General features: G+C 71.0%; 16 protein-coding genes and 1 tRNA gene. 3 read left to right on the plus strand and 14 right to left on the minus strand.

Annotation, left to right across the window (positions count from 1 at the left end; all coding sequences use genetic code 11):
* The first annotated feature begins 177 nt into the window (after nucleotides 1–177).
* Entirely contained in the window at nucleotides 178–1857 is a 1680-nt protein-coding gene (locus EDF24_RS12255) for a class I adenylate-forming enzyme family protein (RefSeq protein WP_123703160.1), read from the plus strand.
* A 42-nt stretch (nucleotides 1858–1899) separates the two neighbouring features.
* On the opposite strand, the gene EDF24_RS12260 is transcribed toward EDF24_RS12255, so the two are convergent.
* Together EDF24_RS12260 and EDF24_RS12265 are read right to left on the minus strand one after the other, a co-directional pair.
* The gene (locus EDF24_RS12260; protein ID WP_260233432.1) at nucleotides 1900–3219 is read right to left on the minus strand and encodes a threonine/serine exporter family protein; all 1320 of its coding nucleotides are present in this window, start codon (nucleotides 3217–3219) and stop codon (nucleotides 1900–1902) included.
* Between the two features lie 48 nt (nucleotides 3220–3267).
* Nucleotides 3268–3549: a hypothetical protein gene (locus tag EDF24_RS12265; protein WP_123654201.1), complete on the minus strand. Its 282-nt coding sequence runs from the start codon at nucleotides 3547–3549 to the stop codon at nucleotides 3268–3270.
* Between the two features lie 169 nt (nucleotides 3550–3718).
* Here EDF24_RS12265 and EDF24_RS12270 point away from each other — a divergent pair, with 169 nt between their 5' ends.
* Nucleotides 3719–4822: an acyl-CoA desaturase gene (locus EDF24_RS12270; protein ID WP_123654202.1), complete on the plus strand. Its 1104-nt coding sequence runs from the start codon at nucleotides 3719–3721 to the stop codon at nucleotides 4820–4822.
* Nucleotides 4823–4922: 100 nt separating this feature from the next.
* On the opposite strand, the gene EDF24_RS12275 is transcribed toward EDF24_RS12270, so the two are convergent.
* From EDF24_RS12275 to EDF24_RS12305, 7 genes are all read right to left on the minus strand, one after another.
* Nucleotides 4923–4996: transfer RNA gene (locus EDF24_RS12275), tRNA-Leu, on the minus strand.
* Between the two features lie 116 nt (nucleotides 4997–5112).
* Nucleotides 5113–6591 carry an NAD(P)/FAD-dependent oxidoreductase gene (locus EDF24_RS12280; RefSeq protein WP_123654203.1) on the minus strand — a complete coding sequence of 493 codons (1479 nt, stop codon included), beginning with the start codon at nucleotides 6589–6591 and terminating at the stop codon, nucleotides 5113–5115.
* Nucleotides 6592–6635: 44 nt separating this feature from the next.
* The gene (locus EDF24_RS12285) at nucleotides 6636–7184 is read right to left on the minus strand and encodes a DUF501 domain-containing protein (protein ID WP_123703162.1); all 549 of its coding nucleotides are present in this window, start codon (nucleotides 7182–7184) and stop codon (nucleotides 6636–6638) included.
* Between the two features lie 56 nt (nucleotides 7185–7240).
* The gene (locus tag EDF24_RS12290) at nucleotides 7241–7777 is read right to left on the minus strand and encodes a septum formation initiator family protein (protein WP_185017203.1); all 537 of its coding nucleotides are present in this window, start codon (nucleotides 7775–7777) and stop codon (nucleotides 7241–7243) included.
* A gap of 192 nt (nucleotides 7778–7969) precedes the next feature.
* Nucleotides 7970–9253, minus strand: a complete 1284-nt coding sequence (eno, locus tag EDF24_RS12295) for a phosphopyruvate hydratase (protein WP_123654205.1) — start codon at nucleotides 9251–9253, stop codon at nucleotides 7970–7972.
* A 99-nt stretch (nucleotides 9254–9352) separates the two neighbouring features.
* Nucleotides 9353–10597, minus strand: a complete 1245-nt coding sequence (gene hisS, locus EDF24_RS12300) for a histidine--tRNA ligase (RefSeq protein ID WP_123703164.1) — start codon at nucleotides 10595–10597, stop codon at nucleotides 9353–9355.
* Between the two features lie 292 nt (nucleotides 10598–10889).
* Nucleotides 10890–11573 carry a MazG family protein gene (locus EDF24_RS12305; RefSeq protein ID WP_123703166.1) on the minus strand — a complete coding sequence of 228 codons (684 nt, stop codon included), beginning with the start codon at nucleotides 11571–11573 and terminating at the stop codon, nucleotides 10890–10892.
* Between the two features lie 83 nt (nucleotides 11574–11656).
* Here EDF24_RS12305 and nhaA point away from each other — a divergent pair, with 83 nt between their 5' ends.
* On the plus strand, nucleotides 11657–12835 hold the full coding sequence (gene nhaA, locus EDF24_RS12310; protein WP_185021651.1) for a Na+/H+ antiporter NhaA: 1179 nt from the start codon (nucleotides 11657–11659) through the stop codon (nucleotides 12833–12835).
* 310 nt (nucleotides 12836–13145) lie between these two features.
* Here the strand turns inward: nhaA and mfd are convergent, their stop codons facing one another.
* The 5 genes from mfd to EDF24_RS12335 all read right to left on the minus strand — a co-directional run bounded on the left by mfd (nucleotide 13146) and on the right by EDF24_RS12335 (nucleotide 21420).
* A complete protein-coding gene (gene mfd, locus EDF24_RS12315; RefSeq protein WP_123703168.1) occupies nucleotides 13146–16739 on the minus strand; it encodes a transcription-repair coupling factor in 3594 nt (1197 codons plus the stop codon).
* A gap of 77 nt (nucleotides 16740–16816) precedes the next feature.
* On the minus strand, nucleotides 16817–17401 hold the full coding sequence (gene pth, locus EDF24_RS12320) for an aminoacyl-tRNA hydrolase (protein ID WP_123703170.1): 585 nt from the start codon (nucleotides 17399–17401) through the stop codon (nucleotides 16817–16819).
* Nucleotides 17402–17431: 30 nt separating this feature from the next.
* Nucleotides 17432–18061 (minus strand): 50S ribosomal protein L25/general stress protein Ctc, encoded by a 630-nt coding sequence (locus EDF24_RS12325; protein ID WP_123654210.1) that lies wholly within the window; start codon nucleotides 18059–18061, stop codon nucleotides 17432–17434.
* A gap of 389 nt (nucleotides 18062–18450) precedes the next feature.
* Entirely contained in the window at nucleotides 18451–19851 is a 1401-nt protein-coding gene (locus EDF24_RS12330) for an RbtT/DalT/CsbX family MFS transporter (RefSeq protein WP_123703172.1), read from the minus strand.
* 603 nt (nucleotides 19852–20454) lie between these two features.
* Nucleotides 20455–21420: a hypothetical protein gene (locus EDF24_RS12335; protein ID WP_123703174.1), complete on the minus strand. Its 966-nt coding sequence runs from the start codon at nucleotides 21418–21420 to the stop codon at nucleotides 20455–20457.
* Nucleotide 21421: the final 1 nt, after the last annotated feature.

Consider the following 21421-nt stretch of genomic DNA (forward strand, 5'->3'; position numbering starts at 1 on the left):
GTGCACGTCCGGCAGAGCACCGGACCGGACCAGCCTGGAGGCTCGTCCCACCTCCGCCACGGCGACCCGCGTCGCCGACGCGGCCGGTCTCCGAGCGCGGCGCGTGCCACCCGGATCGGCGCGCGGATACGCTGACGGACGGTGCGACGGCAGCACCGGACGAGCCAGGGAGCGACGATGACCGAGACCCGATCCGACTACGACCCGACCCGCTTCCGCGAGGTCTTCGAGGGCAGCTACACCTACGCCAACGGCTTCGCGCGGAACACGCACCGCTTCGCCGCGCGGCCGGCCCTCCGAGACCCGGACTCCGACCGGTCGTGGACGTACGCCGAGCTCGGCGACGTGGTCGACCGGGTCGGCGGCTGGCTCGTCCGGCACGGGGTGGAGCGCGGTTCGGTCGTGATGGTGGAGCTGTTCAACTCCCCCGAGTTCGCGATGCTCTACCTGGCCTGCCACCGGATCGGCGCGGTGTTCTCGCCGACGAACTTCCGGCTCGCACCCGACGAGGTCGCCTTCATCGTCGACGACTCCGCCCCCGTCGTGCTCGTGTACGACGCGGCACGCGCGGAGGACCTCGCAGCTGCCCGCACCTCGGCGTCGCACCGGCCGGCACACGTCGTCGTGGTCGGCTCCGGTGATCCCGCGGTCGGCTCCGACGTCCCGTTCGCCGACCTCCTCGCCGACGAGCCCGTCACTGCCGACGAGCTCGCCGCCACCGAGCCGCGCTCCACGTACGACGAGACCACCCGCCTGTACACCTCGGGCACCACGGGACGGCCGAAGCCGGTTCCGCTGCCGAGCCTGGTGGAGGTGCTCAGCGCGCACGACGTCATCATGCACTTCCCGCTGAGCCCGTTCGACAAGACGCTCAACATGTCGCCGCTGTTCCACCGTGGCGGTCTGTACTCGGGCGGTCCGAACCCGGTGTTCTACGTCGGCGCCGAGCTCACCACGCTCCGGCACTTCGACCCGGACCGGGTGCTCGACCTCGTCGAGTCCGAGCGGCTGACCTTCCTGATCGGCGCGCCGCCGAACCTCGTGCAGCTCGCGAACGCGCAGGAGCGCCGACCGCGAGACCTCTCCTCCCTGAACGGCATCGTCACGATGGGCGCACCGCTCGACCGGGCAGCGGCGCTCCGCTACCAGGAGCTGCTCTCCCCGCGGATCTTCAACGGCTACGGCACCACCGAGACCTTCTGGAACACGTTCCTGCGCCCCGAGGACTTCCCGGACGGTGCCGGCTCGACCGGCCGCGCCTCCACCGACGACGACGTCGCCGTGGTCCGGGTGTACACGGACAAGCTGGCCGACCCGAGCGACACCGTGCCGAAGGACGGCAGCGAGATCGGCGAGTTCGCGGTGCGCACCGTGAAGTCCGGGTACTCCTACCGGAACCCGGGGCTCGAGGCGGAGAAGTTCGCGAACGGCTGGTTCTACCCGGGCGACCTCGCGACCTGGGACGAGCACGAGCGCGTGACGATCGTCGGGCGCAAGGACGACATGATCATCTCCGGCGGCGAGAACGTGCACCCGGTGCAGGTCGAGGCCGTGCTGCAGGAGCACGCGGGCGTCGCGGACTCCGTGGTGGTCGGGGTGCCCGACGACCGCTGGGGCGAGGTGGTCGTGGCGTTCGTGATCCGCGCGGACCAGGGGCTCCCCGCCAACGACGTGGCCGCGGCGGCGGCGCTCGAGGAGTGGACCGGCACGCACCCGGGGCTCGCGCGGTACAAGCGGCCGCGGCGGTACCGGTTCGTCACCGAGCTGCCGTACAACGCGACGGGCAAGAAGGTGCACTACCTCGCGAAGGCGACCGCCGCCGAGGACCAGGCCGCCGGCCGCTTCATCGAGCCGTAGGGGCGCTGGTCGCGCGACCAGGAGGCGCTCTCGTCGCGCTCGTCAGTGTGTCGGCGTGCGGCGGGCGAAGAGGCCGGGCAGCAGCCCGCCGATCTTCGTGCCCACACACAGGCTCACGAACGTCGCGAGGGGCGTGGCGAGCGACTCCGGGTCGAACGTGGCGACGGCGACGAGCCCGACGGTCCCGGGCACGAGCAGCAGGAAGGCCGGCAGGAACGACACCGTCGCGGGGATCACCGGCACGAGCCGCTCGAGCCACCGCGTCGCGACGAACAGCACGGCCGCCGCGATGCCCGTCGCGACGACGCTCCCGACGAGCGGCGCGAGGCCGGACACGAGCGCGTAGGCCAGCACCATCACCACGATCGACGCGGCCGTGAGCTTCCAGCCGGCGCCGAACACCAGCCCGATCCCGATGGCGAGCACCCCGACGGCGACCCAGGACAGCCAGTACGGCGGGACGGACTCCCAGCCCGCCAGGTCGTTGCCGACCCCCGCGACCTCCCCCACCAGGGCGGCCGACGTCGGGTCGACGTGCAGGCCGGTGACGGCGCTGCCGGCGGCGATCCCGGCCGCCATGAACCCGAGGATGATGAGCCCCTGCATGAGCCGGGCCGACCCGGTCACGATGTCGGCCGCGGTGAGCTCGAGGAGCGCGTTCGTGATGAGCGCGCCGGGGACGAAGACCGCGACGGGCGCGCAGACGGCGAACAGCGGAACGTGGTCGAACCCGGTGCCGGCGGCCACGAGGCCGACGACCGCGGTCGAGACGAAGGCGGCGAGGAACGGGACGACGGCGACGGCCTCGCGGTACCGGCGGAGCAGCAGCCCGATGACGCCGACGACCGCGCCGACGCCGAGCGCGACGAGGATCGCCCACCACGGGCACCGGAACACGACGGCGAGCCCCGCCGAGGTCAGCGCGTTCCCGAGCACCCACGGCAGCGGTGCTGGCGGCCGGGTGCCGTCGCGGATCGCCCGGACCCGCGCCGGGATCTCGGCGAGGGCGATCGACCCGCTCTCCAGCCCGAGCACCAGGCGGTTCGCCCTGGCGGCCTGACGGAAGGAGAGCTCGACGCCCTCGGCGTTCACGATCGTGGCAGCACCCGTCGAGGTCTCGCTCACGATCACCAGCGCGGGGAGCACCCCGACCGCCAGTTCCGGGCCGATGCCGGCGGCGTCGCGGGCCTTCTCGAGCGCCGAACGGACGTCGGTGACCGAGCTGCCGGCGTCGAGGAGGAGGGTGCCGAGCGTGCCGAGGAGCATCCCGACCGGGACGGTCTCGCCGTCGACGACCTCGACGTGCGCCTCCGGCTGCCGGAGGACTCCACGGAGGTTCGCGATCGCACTGCCGAATCCCACCACCGGAGCATGCTAACGGTCGCGGGTCACCCCGATGAGCACGGGCGCTCAGCCGGTCGTCTGGACCGCCTGGGTCCGCAGCCGCATCTCGGTCGTGAACCCCTCGGTCTCCGGGTGCAGCTCGTCGTCCGGCGCGGACTGCACGAGCACCCCGATCGCCGGCGCGAGGAGGATGCTCGACGTCGTCGCCATGCCCCATCGGTCAACGGTCGGGACGTGCACGGTGTCGGCCAGACCGGCCTGGGCGAGGGCGGCGGCGTACTCCAGCACGGCGTACGCGGCGTCGTCCGTGGTGAGCACGGACGCAAGGCCGTAGATGATGTGTTTCACGGGCGGGGACCTCCCGGCCCGGAATCGCCACGAGACGGGGGACGACCTCGGCCGAACGGTACGCGCACTCCACGGTGCTTGCCCAGGTTCAGCCCATAGGTTTCGGGGAACCGCAGTTGCGGGAACTCTGAGTTCGGCCGAAGGGCTGTTCCTGATGGAAGCAGCCTCCATGCCGTCTTCATCGACCCTGTACCGACCCACCACCCCGCGTGCTCCGGGCGCCACCTCCGGCACCTCCACGTACAAGGACCTCCTCGAAGAGGTCCGCTCGGCTGGCCTCCTGGAACGCCGTGTCGGCTTCTACTGGACCGTGTTCGCCGTGCTCGTCGGTCTCGTCGCCGTCTGCTGGGCCGCCGTCGCCATGCTCGGTGGCTCGTGGTTCCAGCTGATCCCCGCCGCCGTCCTCGGCGCCCTGTTCACCCAGTTCGCGTTCCTGGCGCACGAAGCCGCACACCGGCAGGTGTTCGCCTCCCGCAAGTGGAACGACCACGCCGGCCGGGTGCTCGGCACCTTCCTCGTGGGGCTCTCCTACACGTGGTGGATGAACAAGCACAACCGTCACCACGGCAACCCGAACACCATCGGCAAGGACCCCGACATCGCGCAGGACACGGTGTCCTTCATCGAGGAAGACGCCGCCGAGCGTCGCGGACTGCTCCGCTACCTCACCCGTGTGCAGGGCTGGGCGTTCTTCCCGCTGCTGACGATGGAAGGCGCGAACCTGCACTTCCTCGGGGTCCGCGCACTCGTCACCGGCCAGCACATCAAGGGCACCGGGCGTGACCGCATCATCGAGGCCGTCCTGCTCGTCGCACGCTTCGCGCTGTACTTCTGGGCGATCTTCACGCTGATGCCGCTCGGCGTCGGCTTCGCGTTCCTCGGTGTCCAGCTAGCCGTCTTCGGTGTGATGATGGGCGGCTCGTTCGCGCCGAACCACAAGGGCATGCCGATCATCGCGGAGGGCGCCCGCATCGACTTCCTCTCCCGCCAGGTCCGCACCTCCCGCAACATCACGGGCGGCATCTGGGCCGACCACCTCTTCGGTGGCCTCAACCACCAGGCGGAGCACCACCTCTTCCCGAGCATGGCGCGGCCGAACCTGCGCCTCGCGAAGCCGATGGTGAAGGCGCACTGCGAGAAGCACAACATCCCCTACACCGAGGCGAGCCTCGGCAAGTCGTACGGCATCGTCGTCGCCTACCTCAACCGGGTCGGGCTCGCGGCGCGTGACCCGTTCACCTGCCCCATGGTCACGGGCTACCGCCTGCACTGAGGCGCGCACGGAACCACGAGACGGAAACAGCACCGCGGGATCCCCGCGGTGCTGTTTCGTTCCGCGGTGCTGTCGCAGCGCCGGAGTCGCTCGGTATCGGTACCCCCGGAGGGACTCGAACCCTCAGCTCAGCGATTTTAAGTCGCGTGCCTCTACCGATTGGGCCACGGGGGCGGGCTGCAACAGCCTAGCGACCAGCGCACACGCCTCGAACGGCTCGAACGCGAACGCCTCGAACGCCGAAGGGCGGCCACCCGGTGGGGTGACCGCCCTTCGGCGTGAGCGGAGTGCTACTTCGCGGTGGCCTTCTCACCGTCGACCGGAGCGGCGTCCTTCGAGACGTCCTCGGCCGGGGTGGCGTACGCCGGACCGGCAGCGCCGGCGGGCGTGCCCGCTTCCGGAGCCGGAGCGGCAACGGCCGCGGGCTCCTCGGTCGCGGCGGGCTTCGGACGGGACGCGAACGCCTCGAACGCGGCGCGCGGGGTCTCACGGTCGTCGAGGGACGCGATGTCGCGGCCCAGGAAGAAGCCGCCGACCCAGTCGCCGATGACGCGCCACTTGCGCTCCCACGACGGCATCGCCATGCCGTGGTAGCCACGGTGCGCGCCCCAGGCGAGGAAGCCCTTCATGGCGAACTTGCCGGACTGGAAGACACCGATGCCGATGCCGAGACCCGCGACGGCGCCGAGGTTCTCGTGCTTGTAGTCGACCGTCGCCTCGCCGCGGAGCGTCGCGACGAGGTTCTTCGCGAGCTGCTTGGCCTGACGGACCGCGTGCTGGGCGTTCGGCACGCACATGCCGCCGACGCCACCACCGGTGAGGTCCGGCACGGCTGCGACGTCGCCACAGGCCCAGGCGTCCGCGATGACCGTGTCCTCGTCGACGACGCGGAGGTCGGGCTGCACGGTGATGCGGCCGCGCGGCTCGAGCGGGAAGTCGGTGCCCTTGACCATCGGGTTCGCCATCACGCCGGCGGTCCAGATGATGAGGTCGGACTCGACCGTCTGGATCGACTCGTCCTTGGCCTTGAGCTGGCAGACGCCACCGACGGCCGAGGCGAGCTGCGTGTCGAGGTGCACGTTCGCACCGCGCTGCGCGAGGTTCTTGAGCACCCAGTGCGAGGTCTCGAGCGAGACCTCGGGCATGATTCGGCCCATCGCCTCGACGAGGTGGAAGTGCGTGTCGTCGAAGGACAGCTCCGGGTAGCTCTTCAGCAGGTCGGTGACGAACGAGCGGAGCTCGGCGAACACCTCGATGCCGGCGAAGCCACCACCGACGACGACGACGGTGAGCAGGCGGTCACGCTCGGGACCGGCCGGCAGGTTCGACGCCTTGGCGAAGTTGGTGAGGACCTTGTCGCGGATCGCGGCGGCCTCTTCGATGGTCTTGAGGCCGATCGCCTCGTCCGCGACGCCCGCGATGGGGAACGTGCGGGAGACGGCACCGGCGGTCATCACGATCTGGTCGTAGGACTCTTCCCACGGCTCGCCGATCTCCGGCGTGATGGTCGCGGTCTTCGTGGCGTGGTCGACCTTCGTGACCTTCGCCGTGACGACGCGGGTCTTCTTGAGGTGACGACGGTGCGAGACGACCGCGTGGCGCGGCTCGATCGAACCGGCAGCCACCTCCGGCAGGAACGGCTGGTACGTCATGTACGGCAGCGGATCCACCATCACGACCTCAGCTTCGCCCTGGCGAAGGTGCTTCTCGAGCTTCCAGGCGGTGTAGAAGCCGGCGTAACCGCCGCCGACGACGAGGATCTTGGGCACGGGGAATGGTCTCCTTGGAGTGGGGGTGGTTGCCGGGCGGCTGGTCAGACTTCGCCGCCACCCGCCCCGACTCCAGCGTCTGCACCCTCATCATACGCCCGGCATTCGCACCGGTCGGGCGACCACGATGCGCGTTCGAGCGCGAGGTCGCCGATGGGGTTCACGCCGGGTCCGGCAGCGAGTGAGTGACCGACGAGGGCGTGCAGGCACTTCACGCGGACGGGCATGCCGCCCGCGCTGATGCCGTCGATCTCGTCGACGTGCTCGATGGACTCGCGGTCCGCGAGGTAGGCCTCGTGCGCCGCGCGGTAGCGCTCGGCGGTGTCGGGGGCATCGAGCAGCGCGGCGAGCTCGGGCATGACCCCGGTCGCCTCGAGTGTGCTGACGGCAGCGGTGGCCGCCGGGTGGCACAGGTAGTACAGCGTGGGGAACGGTGTGCCGTTCGACAGCCGCGGCTTCGTGGCGACCACCGTCGGGTTGCCGCAGACGCAGCGTGCCGCGATGCCGACGACGTCGCGAGCGGGGCGGCCCAGCTGGGCCGACACCACCTGCACGTCGTGGTCGGACGGCGGGTCGAACGGAGGGGTCGTCACGGGTACAAGAGGCTACCCGAGTTCCGCGGCTCCCCGCACCGTGTGACGACGGGCGGTCAGTTCGAGGAGTTCCCCGTGCCGGAGACGTCGGGTGCGACGAGCTCCTGCGTGGTCTCCTCGGACAAGCCGGACTTCAGCACGGACGACATCATCGCCTGCACCCAGTCCACCTTCGGCGTCTGCACCTTCGCGCTCACGGGGGTCCCGGAGTCCGTCGTCGGGGAGTCGTCGGAGGTGCTCGTGCCCTCGCCCATCACCAGGAAGCTCTGCTCCCCCGGGTACACGTAGAGCAGCCGGTCACGGGCCTGCGCCTCGATGTAGGCGGGGTCGTCCCAGCGCGCGACGTCCTTCTGCTTCTGCGCGACGTCGGACTTCTGTGCCGCCACCTCACGCTGCTGCTGCGCGATCTGCTCCTGCTGCTGGATGAGCGTCCGGAGCGACGGGGCGAGGACCACGACGAACAGCACGATGATCGCGAGCATGAGCAGGCTGAACCCGGAGAACCGGATCGAGCGGTACCACGGCTGCTCGGCCGTGCCGCCCTCGGGCATCGCCACGGGGACGCGGCGGACGCGGGGCTTCTGGCTGGGCACGTCACGACGATAACCCGGCCGTCGGCATGGTCCGCGCCGCCGCGCCTGCGTTTCGGCCCCTTCCCAGCCGGGCGCACGGGACGACACGCAGACGCGCCCCGTGCCGTGGTCCGGATGAGCGGACGGGAGGCACGGGGCGCGTCGGGTGGACGACCTGCGTCCGGTGTGCTGCTCGCTAGAGGGTCTGTGCCCCTACAGCGCTGCGGCGCGCGGGAACGCGGTGCGGCCGGCGTAGACCGCGGCGTCGCCGAGCTCTTCCTCGATGCGGAGGAGCTGGTTGTACTTCGCGACGCGGTCCGAGCGGGCCGGGGCGCCGGTCTTGATCTGGCCACCGTCGACAGCCACCGCGATGTCCGCGATGGTGGTGTCCTCGGTCTCGCCGGAGCGGTGCGAGAGGATCGCTGTCATGCCGTGGCGCTGCGCGAGCGACACCGCGTCGAGGGTCTCGGTCAGCGTGCCGATCTGGTTCACCTTGACCAGGATCGAGTTGCCGGCCTTCTCGTCGATGCCCCGCTGCAGGCGCTTCGGGTTGGTGACGTAGAGGTCGTCGCCGACGATCTGCACCTTGCCACCGAGCTCGGCGGTGAGGTGGGTCCAGCCTTCCCAGTCGTCCTCGGCCAGCGGGTCCTCGATGGTGACGAGCGGGTAGTTCGCGACCAGGTCGGAGAAGTAGCTCGTGAACTCCTGCGAGGAGAGCTGCTTGCCCTCGAAGTTGTACTTGCCGTCCGCGAAGAACTCGGTGGAGGCGACGTCGAGCCCGAGCGCGATGTCCTTGCCCGGGGTGAAGCCGGCCTTCTCGATCGCGGCGACGAGGAAGTCGAGCGCCGCACGGTTCGACGCGAGCTCCGGCGCGAAGCCGCCCTCGTCGCCGAGGCCGGTCGCCAGGCCCTGCTTCTTCAGCTCGCCCTTGAGGGCGTGGTAGGTCTCGACGCCCCAGCGGAGCGCTTCGGAGAACGACTCGGCGCCGTAGGGCACCAGGAAGAACTCCTGGATGTCGACGTTGGTGTCGGCGTGCGCGCCACCGTTGACGACGTTCATCAGCGGGACGGGCAGCGTGTGCGCGTTCGGGCCGCCGAGGTACCGGAAGAGCGGCAGGTCGGCCGAGTCGGCGGCGGCGCGGGCGACGGCGAGCGAGGCGCCGAGGATCGCGTTCGCACCGAGGCGCGACTTGTTCTCGGTGCCGTCGAGCTCGATGAGCGCGGCGTCGACGAGACGCTGGTCGGTGGCGTCGAAGCCCTCGAGCGCGGGGCCGATCTCGTCGAGCACCGCCTCCACTGCCTTGAGGACGCCCTTGCCGCCGTAGCGGGATGCGTCTCCGTCGCGCAGCTCATATGCCTCGAAGGCGCCGGTGGAGGCACCGGACGGGACGAGCGCGCGCGAGACGACGCCGTCGTCGAGGAGGACCTCGACCTCGACCGTCGGGTTGCCTCGGGAATCGAGGACTTCGCGTGCTCCTACGGCATCGATCACGGCCACGGGGTACTCCCTACACGTTGCGGTTGTGGTTCTTGCGGGGTCGATCCTACCGACGACGGGTGAACGGTTTCGCGCCGCGTCGGACGGACTGTGGAGAACTCAGGCGAGCGGGCGGAACTCCACACCCGCGAGCGAGGTGGTGTCGGCGTACACGGTGGCGAAGGCGCCGAAGCCCTGCGCCGCCAGCCCCGCGAGCAGGTTCTTCGTGTTCTTGGTCCGTCGTTCGAGCCGGACACGCTGGTGCTGCTCGAGCGCCTCGCCCTTGAGCGCCGCGAGCCGCACCGGGTCGACGTCCTTGTCGTACACGAGCACCACGGCGTCGGAGGTCGCCGCTTCCGGCAGGGTCACGAGGTCCACGAGCCGCTCGAAGCCGAGCGAGAAGCCGACCGCCGGGACGTCCTGGCCGAGGAAGCGACCGATCATGCCGTCGTACCGGCCACCACCGCCCAGGCTGTAGCCGAAGTCCGGGTGCGCCACCTCGAAGATCGTCCCCGTGTAGTACCCCATGCCGCGCACGAGCGTCGGGTCGAAGCGGAGGTCGACGCCCGGCAGCGCCTCGCGCAGTCGGAGGAGGTCGGCGAACGCGTCCGCGTCGAGCCAGGGCGCGCCGGTCACGCTCGCCCAGTCGGCGTCCTCGAGTGCACGGATCGTCTGCTCGAGGTCGGGGACGTCGACGCCGACGGAGTCGACGAGTTCGCGGGCGACGCCGTCCGGGCCGATCTTGTCGAGCTTGTCGATCGTGATGAGCGCCCGGTCCGCCGCGGTCGGGTCGGTGACGCCCCACGAGGCGAGGAGCGCGATGAGGATGCGCCGGTCGTTGATGCGGATCGACGTCCCGGTGATCCCGAGCGCGTCGAGTGCGGCCGTCGTGGCGCGGATGAGCTCGATCTCCGCGAGCTGCCCCGGCTCGCCGAGGATGTCGATGTCGCACTGCACGAACTGCCGGTAGCGCCCCTTCTGCGGACGCTCGGCACGCCAGACCGGGGCGATCTGCACGGAGCGGAACACGGTCGGCAGCTCCGCGCGGTGCGAGGCGTAGAACCGGGCGAGCGGCACCGTGAGGTCGAAGCGGAGCCCGAGGTCGGCGAGGTCGAGCGGGGCCTCGGCGCTCCGGAGGTCCTCGATGGTGAGGCCGCGCCGCATCACGCCGAACGCGAGCTTCTCGTTGTCCCCGCCGAGCCCGGAGTGCAGCCGCGCGGCGTCCTCGACGACGGGGGTCTCGATCTCGTCGAAGCCGTGCCGCGCGTACACGCCACGGATCACGCCGAGGACGTGCTCGCGACGCGCCTTGTCCGCGGGGAGGAAGTCACGCATGCCACGGGGTGCCGTCACGGTCGTCGCCATGGGTCAATCCTGTCAGATCGGCGACGCGGGCTTGCGGACCATCCGACCTACTGACATACTGGATCCAGAACCTCGGTTCATGAAGCGCCTGATCCGCTTCCGAACCGATCGCGTGGGCAACGTGCTGCAGTGTGCCCCGCGGTTCGAGCGGGCTTCCCTGCCGGCGCCACTATCCCTGGTGGCGTCGTCTGCCCGCTCGCGGGCGTCCTCCTTTTTTCGGGTTGGGAGGACGCCCGCACTCTCGTCTTGCTCGTCGACGGTCGGGCCTCGGCTCGTCGCTGTCCGACGCTGGTCAGGCCTCGGCTGCTGCGCGCCCCTCGGTCTCCAGCAGCCGCACCGCCGCGCGGAGGCTCTCGATCGCATCGATCCCGTCGCGCTCAGCGGCCGCGATCGACGCGAGCATCGACACGCCCCACGCGACGTCGGACGTGGCGACCGGACCGCCGGACGCACCGACGGGCGTGGCACCAGCCCCGGCCAGCTCCACGACGGACGCGACCACCGCGTCGGCGGACCCACGTTCCTCCAGGCGTTCCAGCAGTTTCACCGCCCGCTCCAGCGGCGGCATCGCGCGCGGCACCCCGTCGAACGCACTCGTCCGCGACGACTTCTCGGCCGCCTTCGCGGCACGCCAGACCCGGACGACGTCCTCGACGGTGTCGGCCCGCTCGTCGCCGAAGACGTGCGGGTGCCGGCGGACCATCTTGTCCCGCACGGACGCCGCCACGTCCTCGAGGTCGAACTCCCCGGCACGTGCGGCGATGCCCGCGTGCAGGACCACCTGGTACAGCACGTCGCCGAGCTCCTCACGGAGTTCGCCGACGTCCTCGTCCTCGATGGCGTCGACGAGTTCGTACGCCTCCTCGACCGCGTACCGCGCGAGGGTGCGGTGCGTCTGCTCGCGGTTCCAGACGCATCCGCCGTCCGGGTCCAGCAGGCGGTCGACGACGGCGATGAGGTCGGAGACGGCGGTCATCGGGCCAGTATCCGGTATCGTTGCGGGTGGCGTGTCGGGAAGTCTGGTCGACGGACCGTTTCCCGACCCTCGTACGGAGTCCCATGCTGGCAGTCGTCCGCTCCCCCCGCTTCAGCGCCGTCGCCCTGCTCACCGCGGCCGTGTTCGGCCTCGTCCTGGCGAACACCCCCGCCGGCCCGGGCCTCGAACACCTGCTGCACCTGCACGCACCCTGGGGTGCGGTGGGCCTCGACCTCTCGGTGGCGCACTGGATCAGCGACGGACTCCTCGCGGTGTTCTTCCTGCTCGTCGCGATCGAGCTGAAGCACGAACTCGTCGTGGGCGAGCTGTCGAACGCGAAGACCGCGATCGTCCCCGCGATCGCGGCCGTCGGCGGTGTGCTGGTCCCCGCCGGCATCTACCTCGCGGTGACCGCCGGCACGCAGTACACGCACGGCTGGCCGATCCCCACGGCGACCGACATCGCGTTCGCGCTCGGGGTCCTCGCGATGTTCGGGCGCGGGCTGCCGTCGACGCTCCGGGTGTTCCTGCTGGCGTTGGCGGTGCTCGACGACCTCATCGCGATCGTCATCATCGCCGTGGTGTTCGCGCACGACACGCACTTCCTCGCCCTCGGCGGTGCCGCCGTCGTCCTGGTCCTGTTCTGGCTGCTCGGACGCATGCTCCGTCCCGGTCGACCGGGACAGGCCTGGATGATCGCGGCGATGGTCGTGCTCGGCGTCCTGACCTGGTGGCTCGTGTACCACTCGGGCGTGCACGCGACGATCGCCGGGGTCGCGCTCGGGCTCGTGCTGCCCCGGCGCCCTGGGCACACCCTGCACGAGCGCGTGGAGCCCTGGTCGAACGCGATCGTCCTGCCGGTGTTCGCCTTCGCGTCGGCTGCGGTGATGATCCCCGCCGTCGGCATCAGCGAGCTCTCCCCCACCTTCTGGGCCGTCGTCCTGGCGCTGCCCGTGGGCAAGGTGATCGGCATCACGCTGTTCGGGTCCGTCGCCACGCGGATCTTCCGCGGTCCGGGGCGTCCCTCGCTGTCGTTCATGTCGATCGTCACCGTCGGGGTGCTCGGCGGCATCGGCTTCACCGTCTCGCTGCTGATGAACGAGCTCGCGTTCGCGTCGAACGAGGAGATCGTCGACGAGGGCGTGCTCGCGGTCCTGGTGGGCTCGGGCATCGCGATGGTCGCCTCGGCGATCGTCGTCAGCATCCGGGCGCGCCAGTACCGCGCGCGCCGCGAGCTCTCCGAGGCCGAGTCCACCGAGTAGCGCCGCGGGGTGCCTCCGCCACGACCCGCCACACCCGGCGCCCGCGGACTCGGACTCGGACTCGGACTCGGACTCGGAACGACACCCTCGTTGTCGTACGACAGCGGTCTCGTCGTTGCTTGCGGACGCAACGATCTCGGCGGAGTCGGTACGTCAGGGTCGCTGTCGTACGACAACGGTCTTGTCGCTGGTTGCGAGCGCGCGCAGACGCGAGCGCGCGCAGACGCGAGCGCAGTGAGCGCGAGCAGCGCCGGACGGGAGGCCCGGTGCCAGCTGGCACCGGGCCTCCCGTCCGGGGTGGCGCAGCGTGCTACGCGGCCGGCGCCTCCGCCGGGGCGGCCGCGCCGTAGACCGCGGTGAGGATGCTCTCGACCCACTCGATCAGGCCGTCGTCGGGCAGGGCCTCGCCGTGCGGGCGCGGCATCGGGATGCTCGACGCGTTCTGCTGCGGGAACCACTTCGCGCCGGGGTACATCCGCTTGAGGCGGACCTGGGACGAGTCGGCGAGCTCCTTGCCCGCGACGCGCAGGTTCGACCCCATGACGACCACGTCGGAGAGCCCGACCTGCTGCGCCATCCGCCGGAGCCGGGAGACCTCGACCAGGGTCTGGACAGCCTGCGGCGGCTGCCCGTACCGGTCGGTGAGCTCGTCCAGCACCATGTCGATCGCGTCGTGCTGCGCCGTCGGGGCGGAGGCGGCGGAGAGCTTCTGGTATGCCTCGAGCCGGAGCCGCTCGGACTCGACGTAGTCCTCGGGGATGTGCGCGTCGACGGGGATCTCGAGCCGGAGCTCGGTCTGCCCCTCGGCGACGTCCCCGCGGAACTGGGACACGGCTTCGCCGATCATCCGGAGGTACAGGTCGAAGCCGACGCCCGCGATGTGGCCGGACTGCTCACCGCCGAGCAGGTTGCCCGCACCGCGGATCTCGAGGTCCTTCATCGCGACCTGCATGCCCGCGCCGAGCTCGTTGTTCGCCGCGATGGTCTCGAGGCGGTCCTGCGCGGTCTCGGAGAGGGGCTTGTCGGCGTCGTAGAGGAAGTACGCGTACCCGCGCTCACGTCCACGACCGACACGGCCACGGAGCTGGTGCAGCTGCGACAGCCCGTACTTGTCGGCGCGGTCGATGATGAGCGTGTTCGCGTTCGCGATGTCGAGGCCGGTCTCGATGATGGTCGTCGAGACGAGCACGTCGAAGCGGCGCTCCCAGAAGTCGACCATCACCTGCTCGAGGGTCTGCTCGGACATCTGCCCGTGCGCGACGGCGATGCGGGCGTCCGGGACGATCTCGGCGAGGTGCGCCGCGACCGACTGGATGTCCTTCACACGGTTGTGCACGTAGAAGACCTGGCCCTCGCGGAGCATCTCGCGCCGGATCGCCGCGGCCACCTGCAGGTCGGACTGCGGGCCGACGAAGGTCAGGATGGGGTGGCGGTCTTCCGGCGGGGTGGCGAGGGTCGACATCTCACGGATGCCCGTCACCGCCATCTCGAGCGAACGCGGGATCGGCGTCGCGGACATCGCCAGGACGTCCACGTTGGTCTTGAGCTTCTTGAGCTGGTCCTTGTGCTCGACGCCGAAGCGCTGCTCCTCGTCGATGATGACCAGGCCGACGTCCTTGAACTGCACACCCTGCGAGAGGATCCGGTGCGTGCCGATGACGATGTCGACGGTGCCGTCGGCGAGGCCCGCGAGCGTCTCCTTCGACTCCTTCTCGGTCTGGAACCGGCTGAGCGCGCGGAGGTGCACCGGGAACCCGGCGAAGCGCTCCTGGAAGGTCTCCATGTGCTGGCGGACGAGGAGCGTCGTCGGGACGAGCATCGCGACCTGCTTGCCGTCCTGCACGGCCTTGAACGCGGCGCGGATCGCGACCTCGGTCTTGCCGTAGCCGACGTCGCCGGAGAGCAGGCGGTCCATCGGGATCGGGCGCTCCATGTCGCGCTTGATCTCGTCGATGGTGGTGAGCTGGTCGGCGGTCTCGGCGAACGGGAACGCTTCTTCGAGCTCGCGCTGCCACGGGGTGTCCGGGCCGAACGCGTGCCCCTTCGAGGCCATGCGCGCGGAGTAGAGCTTCACGAGGTCGACGGCGATGTCACGGACGGCCTTGCGGGCCTTGGACTTCGCGGCGGACCAGTCGGAGCCGCCCATCTTCGACAGGGTCGGGGACTCGCCGCCGACGTACCGGGAGAGCTGGTCGAGCTGGTCGGTCGGCACGAAGAGCTTGTCGCCCGGGTACCCGCGCTTCGAGGGCGCGTACTCGAGCACGAGGTACTCGCGCTGCGTCTTCACCGCGTTGCGCCCGCCGCTCGACACCTCGCGCGAGACGAGCTCGACGAACTTGCCGATGCCGTGCGTGGCGTGCACGACGACGTCGCCCGGCTTGAGCTGCAGCGGGTCGACGACGTTCTTGCGGCGGCTCGCGAGCTTCTTGACGGTGCGGGCACCCTGCTGCGCGGTGCGGCCGTAGAACTCGGCCTCGGACAGGACGGCGATGCGGGGGTCCGGGATGGAGAACCCGTGCTCGACCACGGCGGTCGTGACGATCGCGATGCCGGGCTGCGGCGGCGCGGTGACCGCTTCGGCGCGGGCCGCGACCCCGGCGTCGGCGAGCACCTGCACGGCGCGCTCGACGAGGCCCTGCCCCTGTGCGGTGACCACGACGGCCCAGCCGTCGTCGGTGAGCCCCTTGACGTGCGCGATGGCCCCGTCGGCGCTGCCGGCGAAGCTCGGGACGGCGTCGGCGCGGACGCGGACGTACTCCCCCGCCTCGGCCGCGGCGTCGGCGTCGCTCAGCGGTCCGTCGAGGCCCGAGTCGAACGGCGAGACCGTCCACCAGGTGCGGTCGCCCCGCGTGGCACGGAGCTGCGGGACGGTGAGGAAGTTGCCGGCGTCGAGGTCGATCGGCGCCTGGGCCCCGGCGACCGCGGCGCTCCACGCGGCCTGCAGGAACTCCTGGTTCGTCTCGGCCAAGCTGTGCGCACGGCCGCTCACCCGCTCCGGCGAGAACACCGCGATGGTGGCGTCCGCGGGCAGGTAGTTCGTCATCGGGACGAGTTCCTCGACCAGGGCCGGTGCGAGGGACTCCATGCCCTCCACCGGGATGCCCTCGGCGACCTTCGCGAGCATCTGCGACAGGTTCGGGAACTCGTGCAGCATCTCCCGCGCACGCTGGCGCACGTCGTCACTGAGCAGGAGTTCGCGCGAGGCGGTCAGCTCGACGGAGCCGAGGTCGTCCTCTGTCGAGCGCTGGTCCGCGACGGAGAACGCCTTGATGCCGTCGATCTCGTCGCCGAAGAAGTCGACGCGGACCGGGTGGTCGGCGGTCGGCGGGAAGACGTCGAGGATGCCACCGCGGACGGCGAACTCGCCACGACGGGTGACCAGGTCGACGCGGGCGTAGGCGAGGTCGACCAGCTGCGCGGCGATCGCCCCGAGGTCGTTGCCCCGCGACCCGGTGCGCAGCACGACGGGTGCGAGCGCGGTGAGGTTGCCGGCGATGGGCTGCAGCGCTGCGCGGACGCTGGCGACGACGACCGTGGTCGGCCGGTCGGCGGCGGGGGCGTCGTCCCAGGCCTGGAGCGCCCGGAGCGTCGCGATGCGCGTGCCGACGGTCTGCGCGCTCGGCGACAGGCGCTCGTGCGGCAGGGTCTCCCACGCGGGGAACTCGAGGACCTGCGCCTCGGGGAGGTAGCTCGACACGGCACCGCGGACCGCCTCGGCTTCACGACCCGTGGCCGTGATCACGAGGACGCACTGCGGGCCCTTCCGCTCGGCCATCAGCGCGGCGAGCAGTGGCACACGCAGGCCGTCGACCACCGAGAAGTCGGCGTCACGGGGTGCGGCGCGGAGGACGCGATCGAACGCGGAGGCGCGCGAGAGCGCAGGGATGATGCCCGAGATCGTCACTCAGGACATGGTACCGGCGACGTCCGACAAGGACCGCCCGGTGCGCGACGGGCGAACGGAGCGCCGGGCGCCAGAGGTCAGGACGGCGCGTGCACGCGCTGCTGCGCGGCGACGAGCCCGAGGTCCACGATCGCCTCGACCGCGTCCGCGGCGTCGCCGATCAGGATCGGCAGCGACTTCTTCTCCGTCGGGGAGAAGTCGCGGAGGACGTAGTCGGCCGGGTCCTGACGACCGGGCGGGCGGCCGATGCCGACGCGCACCCGGGCGAACTCGTTCGTGCCCGTGGCCTTGATGATGTCGCGGAGCCCGTTGTGCCCGCCGTGTCCACCGTTGCCCTTGAGCCGCACGGTGTCGAACGGCAGGTCGAGCTCGTCGTGCACGACGATCAGGTCGGCAGCGGTGGCGCCGTAGAACCCGAGCACCGACGACACCGGGCCGCCGGAGGTGTTCATGAACGACCCCGGCTTGGCGAGCACCAGGCGGGGGCCACCCGGCACCAGGCGCCCCTCGGCGACCTGGTTCGGGGTCTTGTGCTTCTTGAAGCTCGCGCCCATGCGGGCAGCGAGTTCGTCGAGGACCATCTGGCCGACGTTGTGACGGTTGCCCGCGTAGTCGGGCCCGGGGTTCCCGAGCCCGACCACGACGTGCAAACGATCAGTCACCAGCGTCGACCAGACGTCCCGAACGGGGTGTTACTCGGAGACCGGCTCGGAGCCGCCCTCGGCACCGGACTCGGCGCCGGCCTCAGCCGATGCCTCGTCCGCGGCGTCGTCGTCGGCGGTGCCGCGCGGGGTGACGATCGCGACGACCAGCGCCTCGGCGTCGGTCTCGAGCTCGGCGCCCTCGGGGAGGGTGAGCTGCGATGCGTGGATCTGCGTGCCGTCCTCGAGGCCCTCGACGTCGACGACCACGTGCTCGGGGATGTCCGTCGCGAGGACGAGCAGCGAGATCGTGTTGAGGTCCTGCACGTGGATGGTGCCGGAGAAGGACTCGCCCTCGATGACGACGGGGACGTCGACGGTGACCTTCTCGCCACGGCGGAGGACGACGAGGTCGATGTGCTCGATGATCTGGCGCACCGGGTCACGCTGGACGTCCTTGACGAGGGCGAGCTGCGCGGTGCCGTCGATGTCGAGGTCCACGACCGCGTTCGCGGTACGGACGAGCAGCATGGTCTCGTGACCCGGCAGCGAGATGTGCACCGGCTCGGTGCCGTGGCCGTAGACGACCGCGGGGATCTTGTCGCTTGCACGGATCTTGCGCGCAGCGCCCTTGCCGAACTTGGTGCGGACTTCCGCTGCGAGCTTGGTGTAGTCGGCCATGGTGCCTCCTGGTGTGGGGAACGACACCGGGATGCCGGCATCGTGGGGTCTGTGGTGTTGCAACTCGAACGCGTGCACGCGTGAGGAACGTTCCCAGAGGTCAGCCGGGTCTCCCACCGCGTCGATCACGGCCGCGCGTACGCGACCCTCGCCGAAGTCGTCCGCAAGTCTAGCAGGACCCATCCGGGCGTGTCGCACACGGCCCGGGCGTGCCCGGAGTCAAATCGCGCGTAGGGGGTCGAATCGCGCGTAGGGGGTCGGTTCTTTCGACCGCCTACGCGCGTTTTGACTTTCGATCGCGCGCGCGATGGGTGAAAACCCGCATCCACGGCGGACGGGAGGCCGGGTGCCAGCTGGCACCGAGCCTCCCGTCCGCCCTTCGGTCCGGCCTAGTGCCCGGACGCCTCCGCCTCGCGTGGCACCTTGAGGAAGCACAGGACCGTGAACGCGAGTGCGTAGAGGACGACGAACGTCCAGACCACGCCGCCGGCTCCGCCCCACGGCAGGACCGCGCTGACAACGGCGTTGCCGAGGAAGGTGGCCCCGCCAGCCGCGGTCGCGTACATCGCCATCGCCGCGCCGCGACGCTCCTCGCCCGCGAAGGCCGGGACGATCGCGCCCATCGGCGTGAAGCCGGCGAGCATGATGCCGAAGACGGTGCCTGCGGCGGTCGCGAGCCAGAAGCCCCACTCCGAACCGGCCGGGACGAGGTGCGGGACGTACCACCAGGCCAGCAGGCCAACGGCCGAGGCGGCGATGCCGAACCACTTCACGGTGCGGATCCAGCCGATGCGGTCGCCGAGTGCGCCGAAGAACGCGTTGAAGACGATGTTGCCCGCGTAGACGATGACGGTCATGGTGAGCCACTTCGACTGCCCCCAGCCGAGCTCGGTGCCGATGATGGCCGGCATGATCACGAACATGCCGAACTCCGGCGCCGTGTTCACGAGGCGGATCACGACGGCCAGCAGGACCTTGGGGCGCGTGATGCAGACCTCGATGCCGCTCGCGATCACCCTGGCGGCGGAGTGCTCGCGCGGGGCGATGCGCCCGAGGCCGGTGCGCTCGTGCACGCCGAAGCGGACGAACACCCACCCCGCGACGACGAACAGCAGGGAGAGCGCCATCGACCAGGTCTCCCCCGTCGCCCCGCCGCCGAACGCGGGGATGCTGCCGATCGCGATGAGGGAGCCGAGCGTCGGCAGGCCTCCCGTGAACACCACGTAGAACCAGCCGACGGCGGTGGCGTTCCGCTCGCGGGCGACGGTGTGGTTCACCCAGCAGAGGAACGAGAACGCGAACAGCGGGAAGCCGAGACCGCGGAGGAAGTACGTCAGCGCGATGAGTCCGACGGACCCGGTCGGCAGCGCCGCGAGGAACGTGACCTGGAACACGACCCAGAGCGCCGCGCCGATGGTCATCACCCGGCGCGGTCCCCAGAGTTCGGAGAGCACGCCCGCGAAGTACGAGGCGACCAGGACGGCGACGCCGTAGATCCCGATGACCATCGCGGCGCTGTCGGTGCCGCCAGCCCCGAGGGCACCCGCGATGTGCGGGGCGATGAAGTTCGACTCGATGCCGTCGCCGGTCATGAACACGAGTACCCCGAGGAAGCCCCAGCGGAGCGGGTGCGGGATGCCGAGGCGGGCGAGGAGGCCCTCCCGGGAAGCGACGGCGTCGCCGGGACCTGCGGATGGCGCCTCGTTCGGTGCCGGTGTGTCGTTGGGTGGGGCGGTGACCCCGTTGGGCGGCGTGAGTGTGGCAGCGCGGTTGCGGTTGACGTCCGACATGCGTCGTCTCTCTGGTGTGCCCCGGAGTGCTCGACCCGGCATCGCGGCATGTCTCCGGGGTGCGCCGCGCGCCGTTCCGCGCTGCCCGCGCAGTGGCTGCGGGCAGCGGGAGGTCGGCGATGATGCGAGTCCTGTACCCGGGGCTCGGCCCCGGCGGACCATCGCCGGCCCGAAGCATGGTGTCAGAGATTAGACCGCTCCAACGGGGTTCGTCAAAGACGACAACTGTTGGGTAACGATGTGCGGTGCGGGGTGTGCGGGGCGGCCGTTCCGCGCGTAGTGGGTCGAATCGCGCGTAGGGGGTCGAAACGCGCGTAGGGGGTCGGTTCTTTCGACCTCCTACGCGCGATTCGTGTTCCCAGTGCGCGCGTGATGGGTGGGAACGCGCGTGGGTGCCGGGCGGGAGGCTCGGTGCGCGCCGGCACCGAGCCTCCCGTCCGGTGGTGACGCACGCCGGGCGCGGGGCGCTCCCCCCATGGCAGCTCCCCACCCCCGACGCGCGGCGCCCGACGCCCGGCACCCGGAGCGCGGCGCGTCGCGGCGCGCGTCAGTCGACGTCGGCCGGTGCGGCCGGCGCGAGGCGCCGGATCGTCGCGGCGCGCGTCAGTCGACGTCGGCCGGTGCGGCCGGCGCGAGGCGCCGGATCGTCGCGTCGAGTCGGCGATCGACGGCGAGCTGGTCCGCCTCCGCCTTCCGGAGCACGGACGCGTCGCTCGCCGTGACGTGCCGGAGGCGGCTCCACTCCGCGTCGTACAGCGCACTCCGGTAGCCGGAGGACTCCTGGCAGGCGACGTCCCGCTTCGCGATGGTGATCTCCGGGTCCTGCACGGGCGTCGAGGAGATGTTCGTTCCGTAGTCCATCCGGATCGACTGCGAGGGCATCCCGTTCGGCGACGCCGGGAGGTCCGCGAGCCCGGCCGGCGCCATGCACGCGTGCCACTTCGCGGCTGCTGCGACGACGGTGTCGTCCTCGCGGGCAGCGGTCGCGGCGAGGTACGTCAAGCCCTTCGCCACGATCGAGGCGCTCTGCACGGCGCCGCTCGCGTCGTCGGTGCCGAGCGTGCGGTAGCCCTGCCGGAAGCACCGGGTGGTCTCCTGCTCGGAGGCGTCGGCGAACGCCGCGTTCCGCTTCGGGTCCTCACCCCACGCCTTCATGCCGTCCTCGTTCGCGCCGACCGTCGACGGGCCGTGGTAGCCGCGTGTCCGAGCTGTCTCGGCGTCGAGCGGTTCGCTCCAGGCGAGGGCGGGTGACGTGTTGCCCCGCTCCGGTGTCTCGTCCTGGTCGGAGACCGCGTCGAGCCCGGCGATCGTCGCCCACGGCACCGGGAAGTCGATGCCGGCCGCGCGGAGACACGGCTGGATGACCAGGTTCAGTGCGTAGGTGTCCTTCCGGCCACCTGGCTGGACGTAGCCGTCGAGGGGCATCGTCCAGGCTCCCGGGTCCCGTTCGGTCGTCGGCGAGACGGCGACGTCGGCGGGCTCGGGCAGGCCGTGCACGACGCCGGCGGCGAGGCCGATGACGACCAGGGCGAGCGTGCCGGTCTTCGCGGCGCGACTGGTGATCTGCATG

Origin of the sequence: Curtobacterium sp. PhB130 (genome assembly GCF_003755165.1) — a bacterium.
Taxonomy (GTDB): Bacteria; Actinomycetota; Actinomycetes; order Actinomycetales; family Microbacteriaceae; genus Curtobacterium.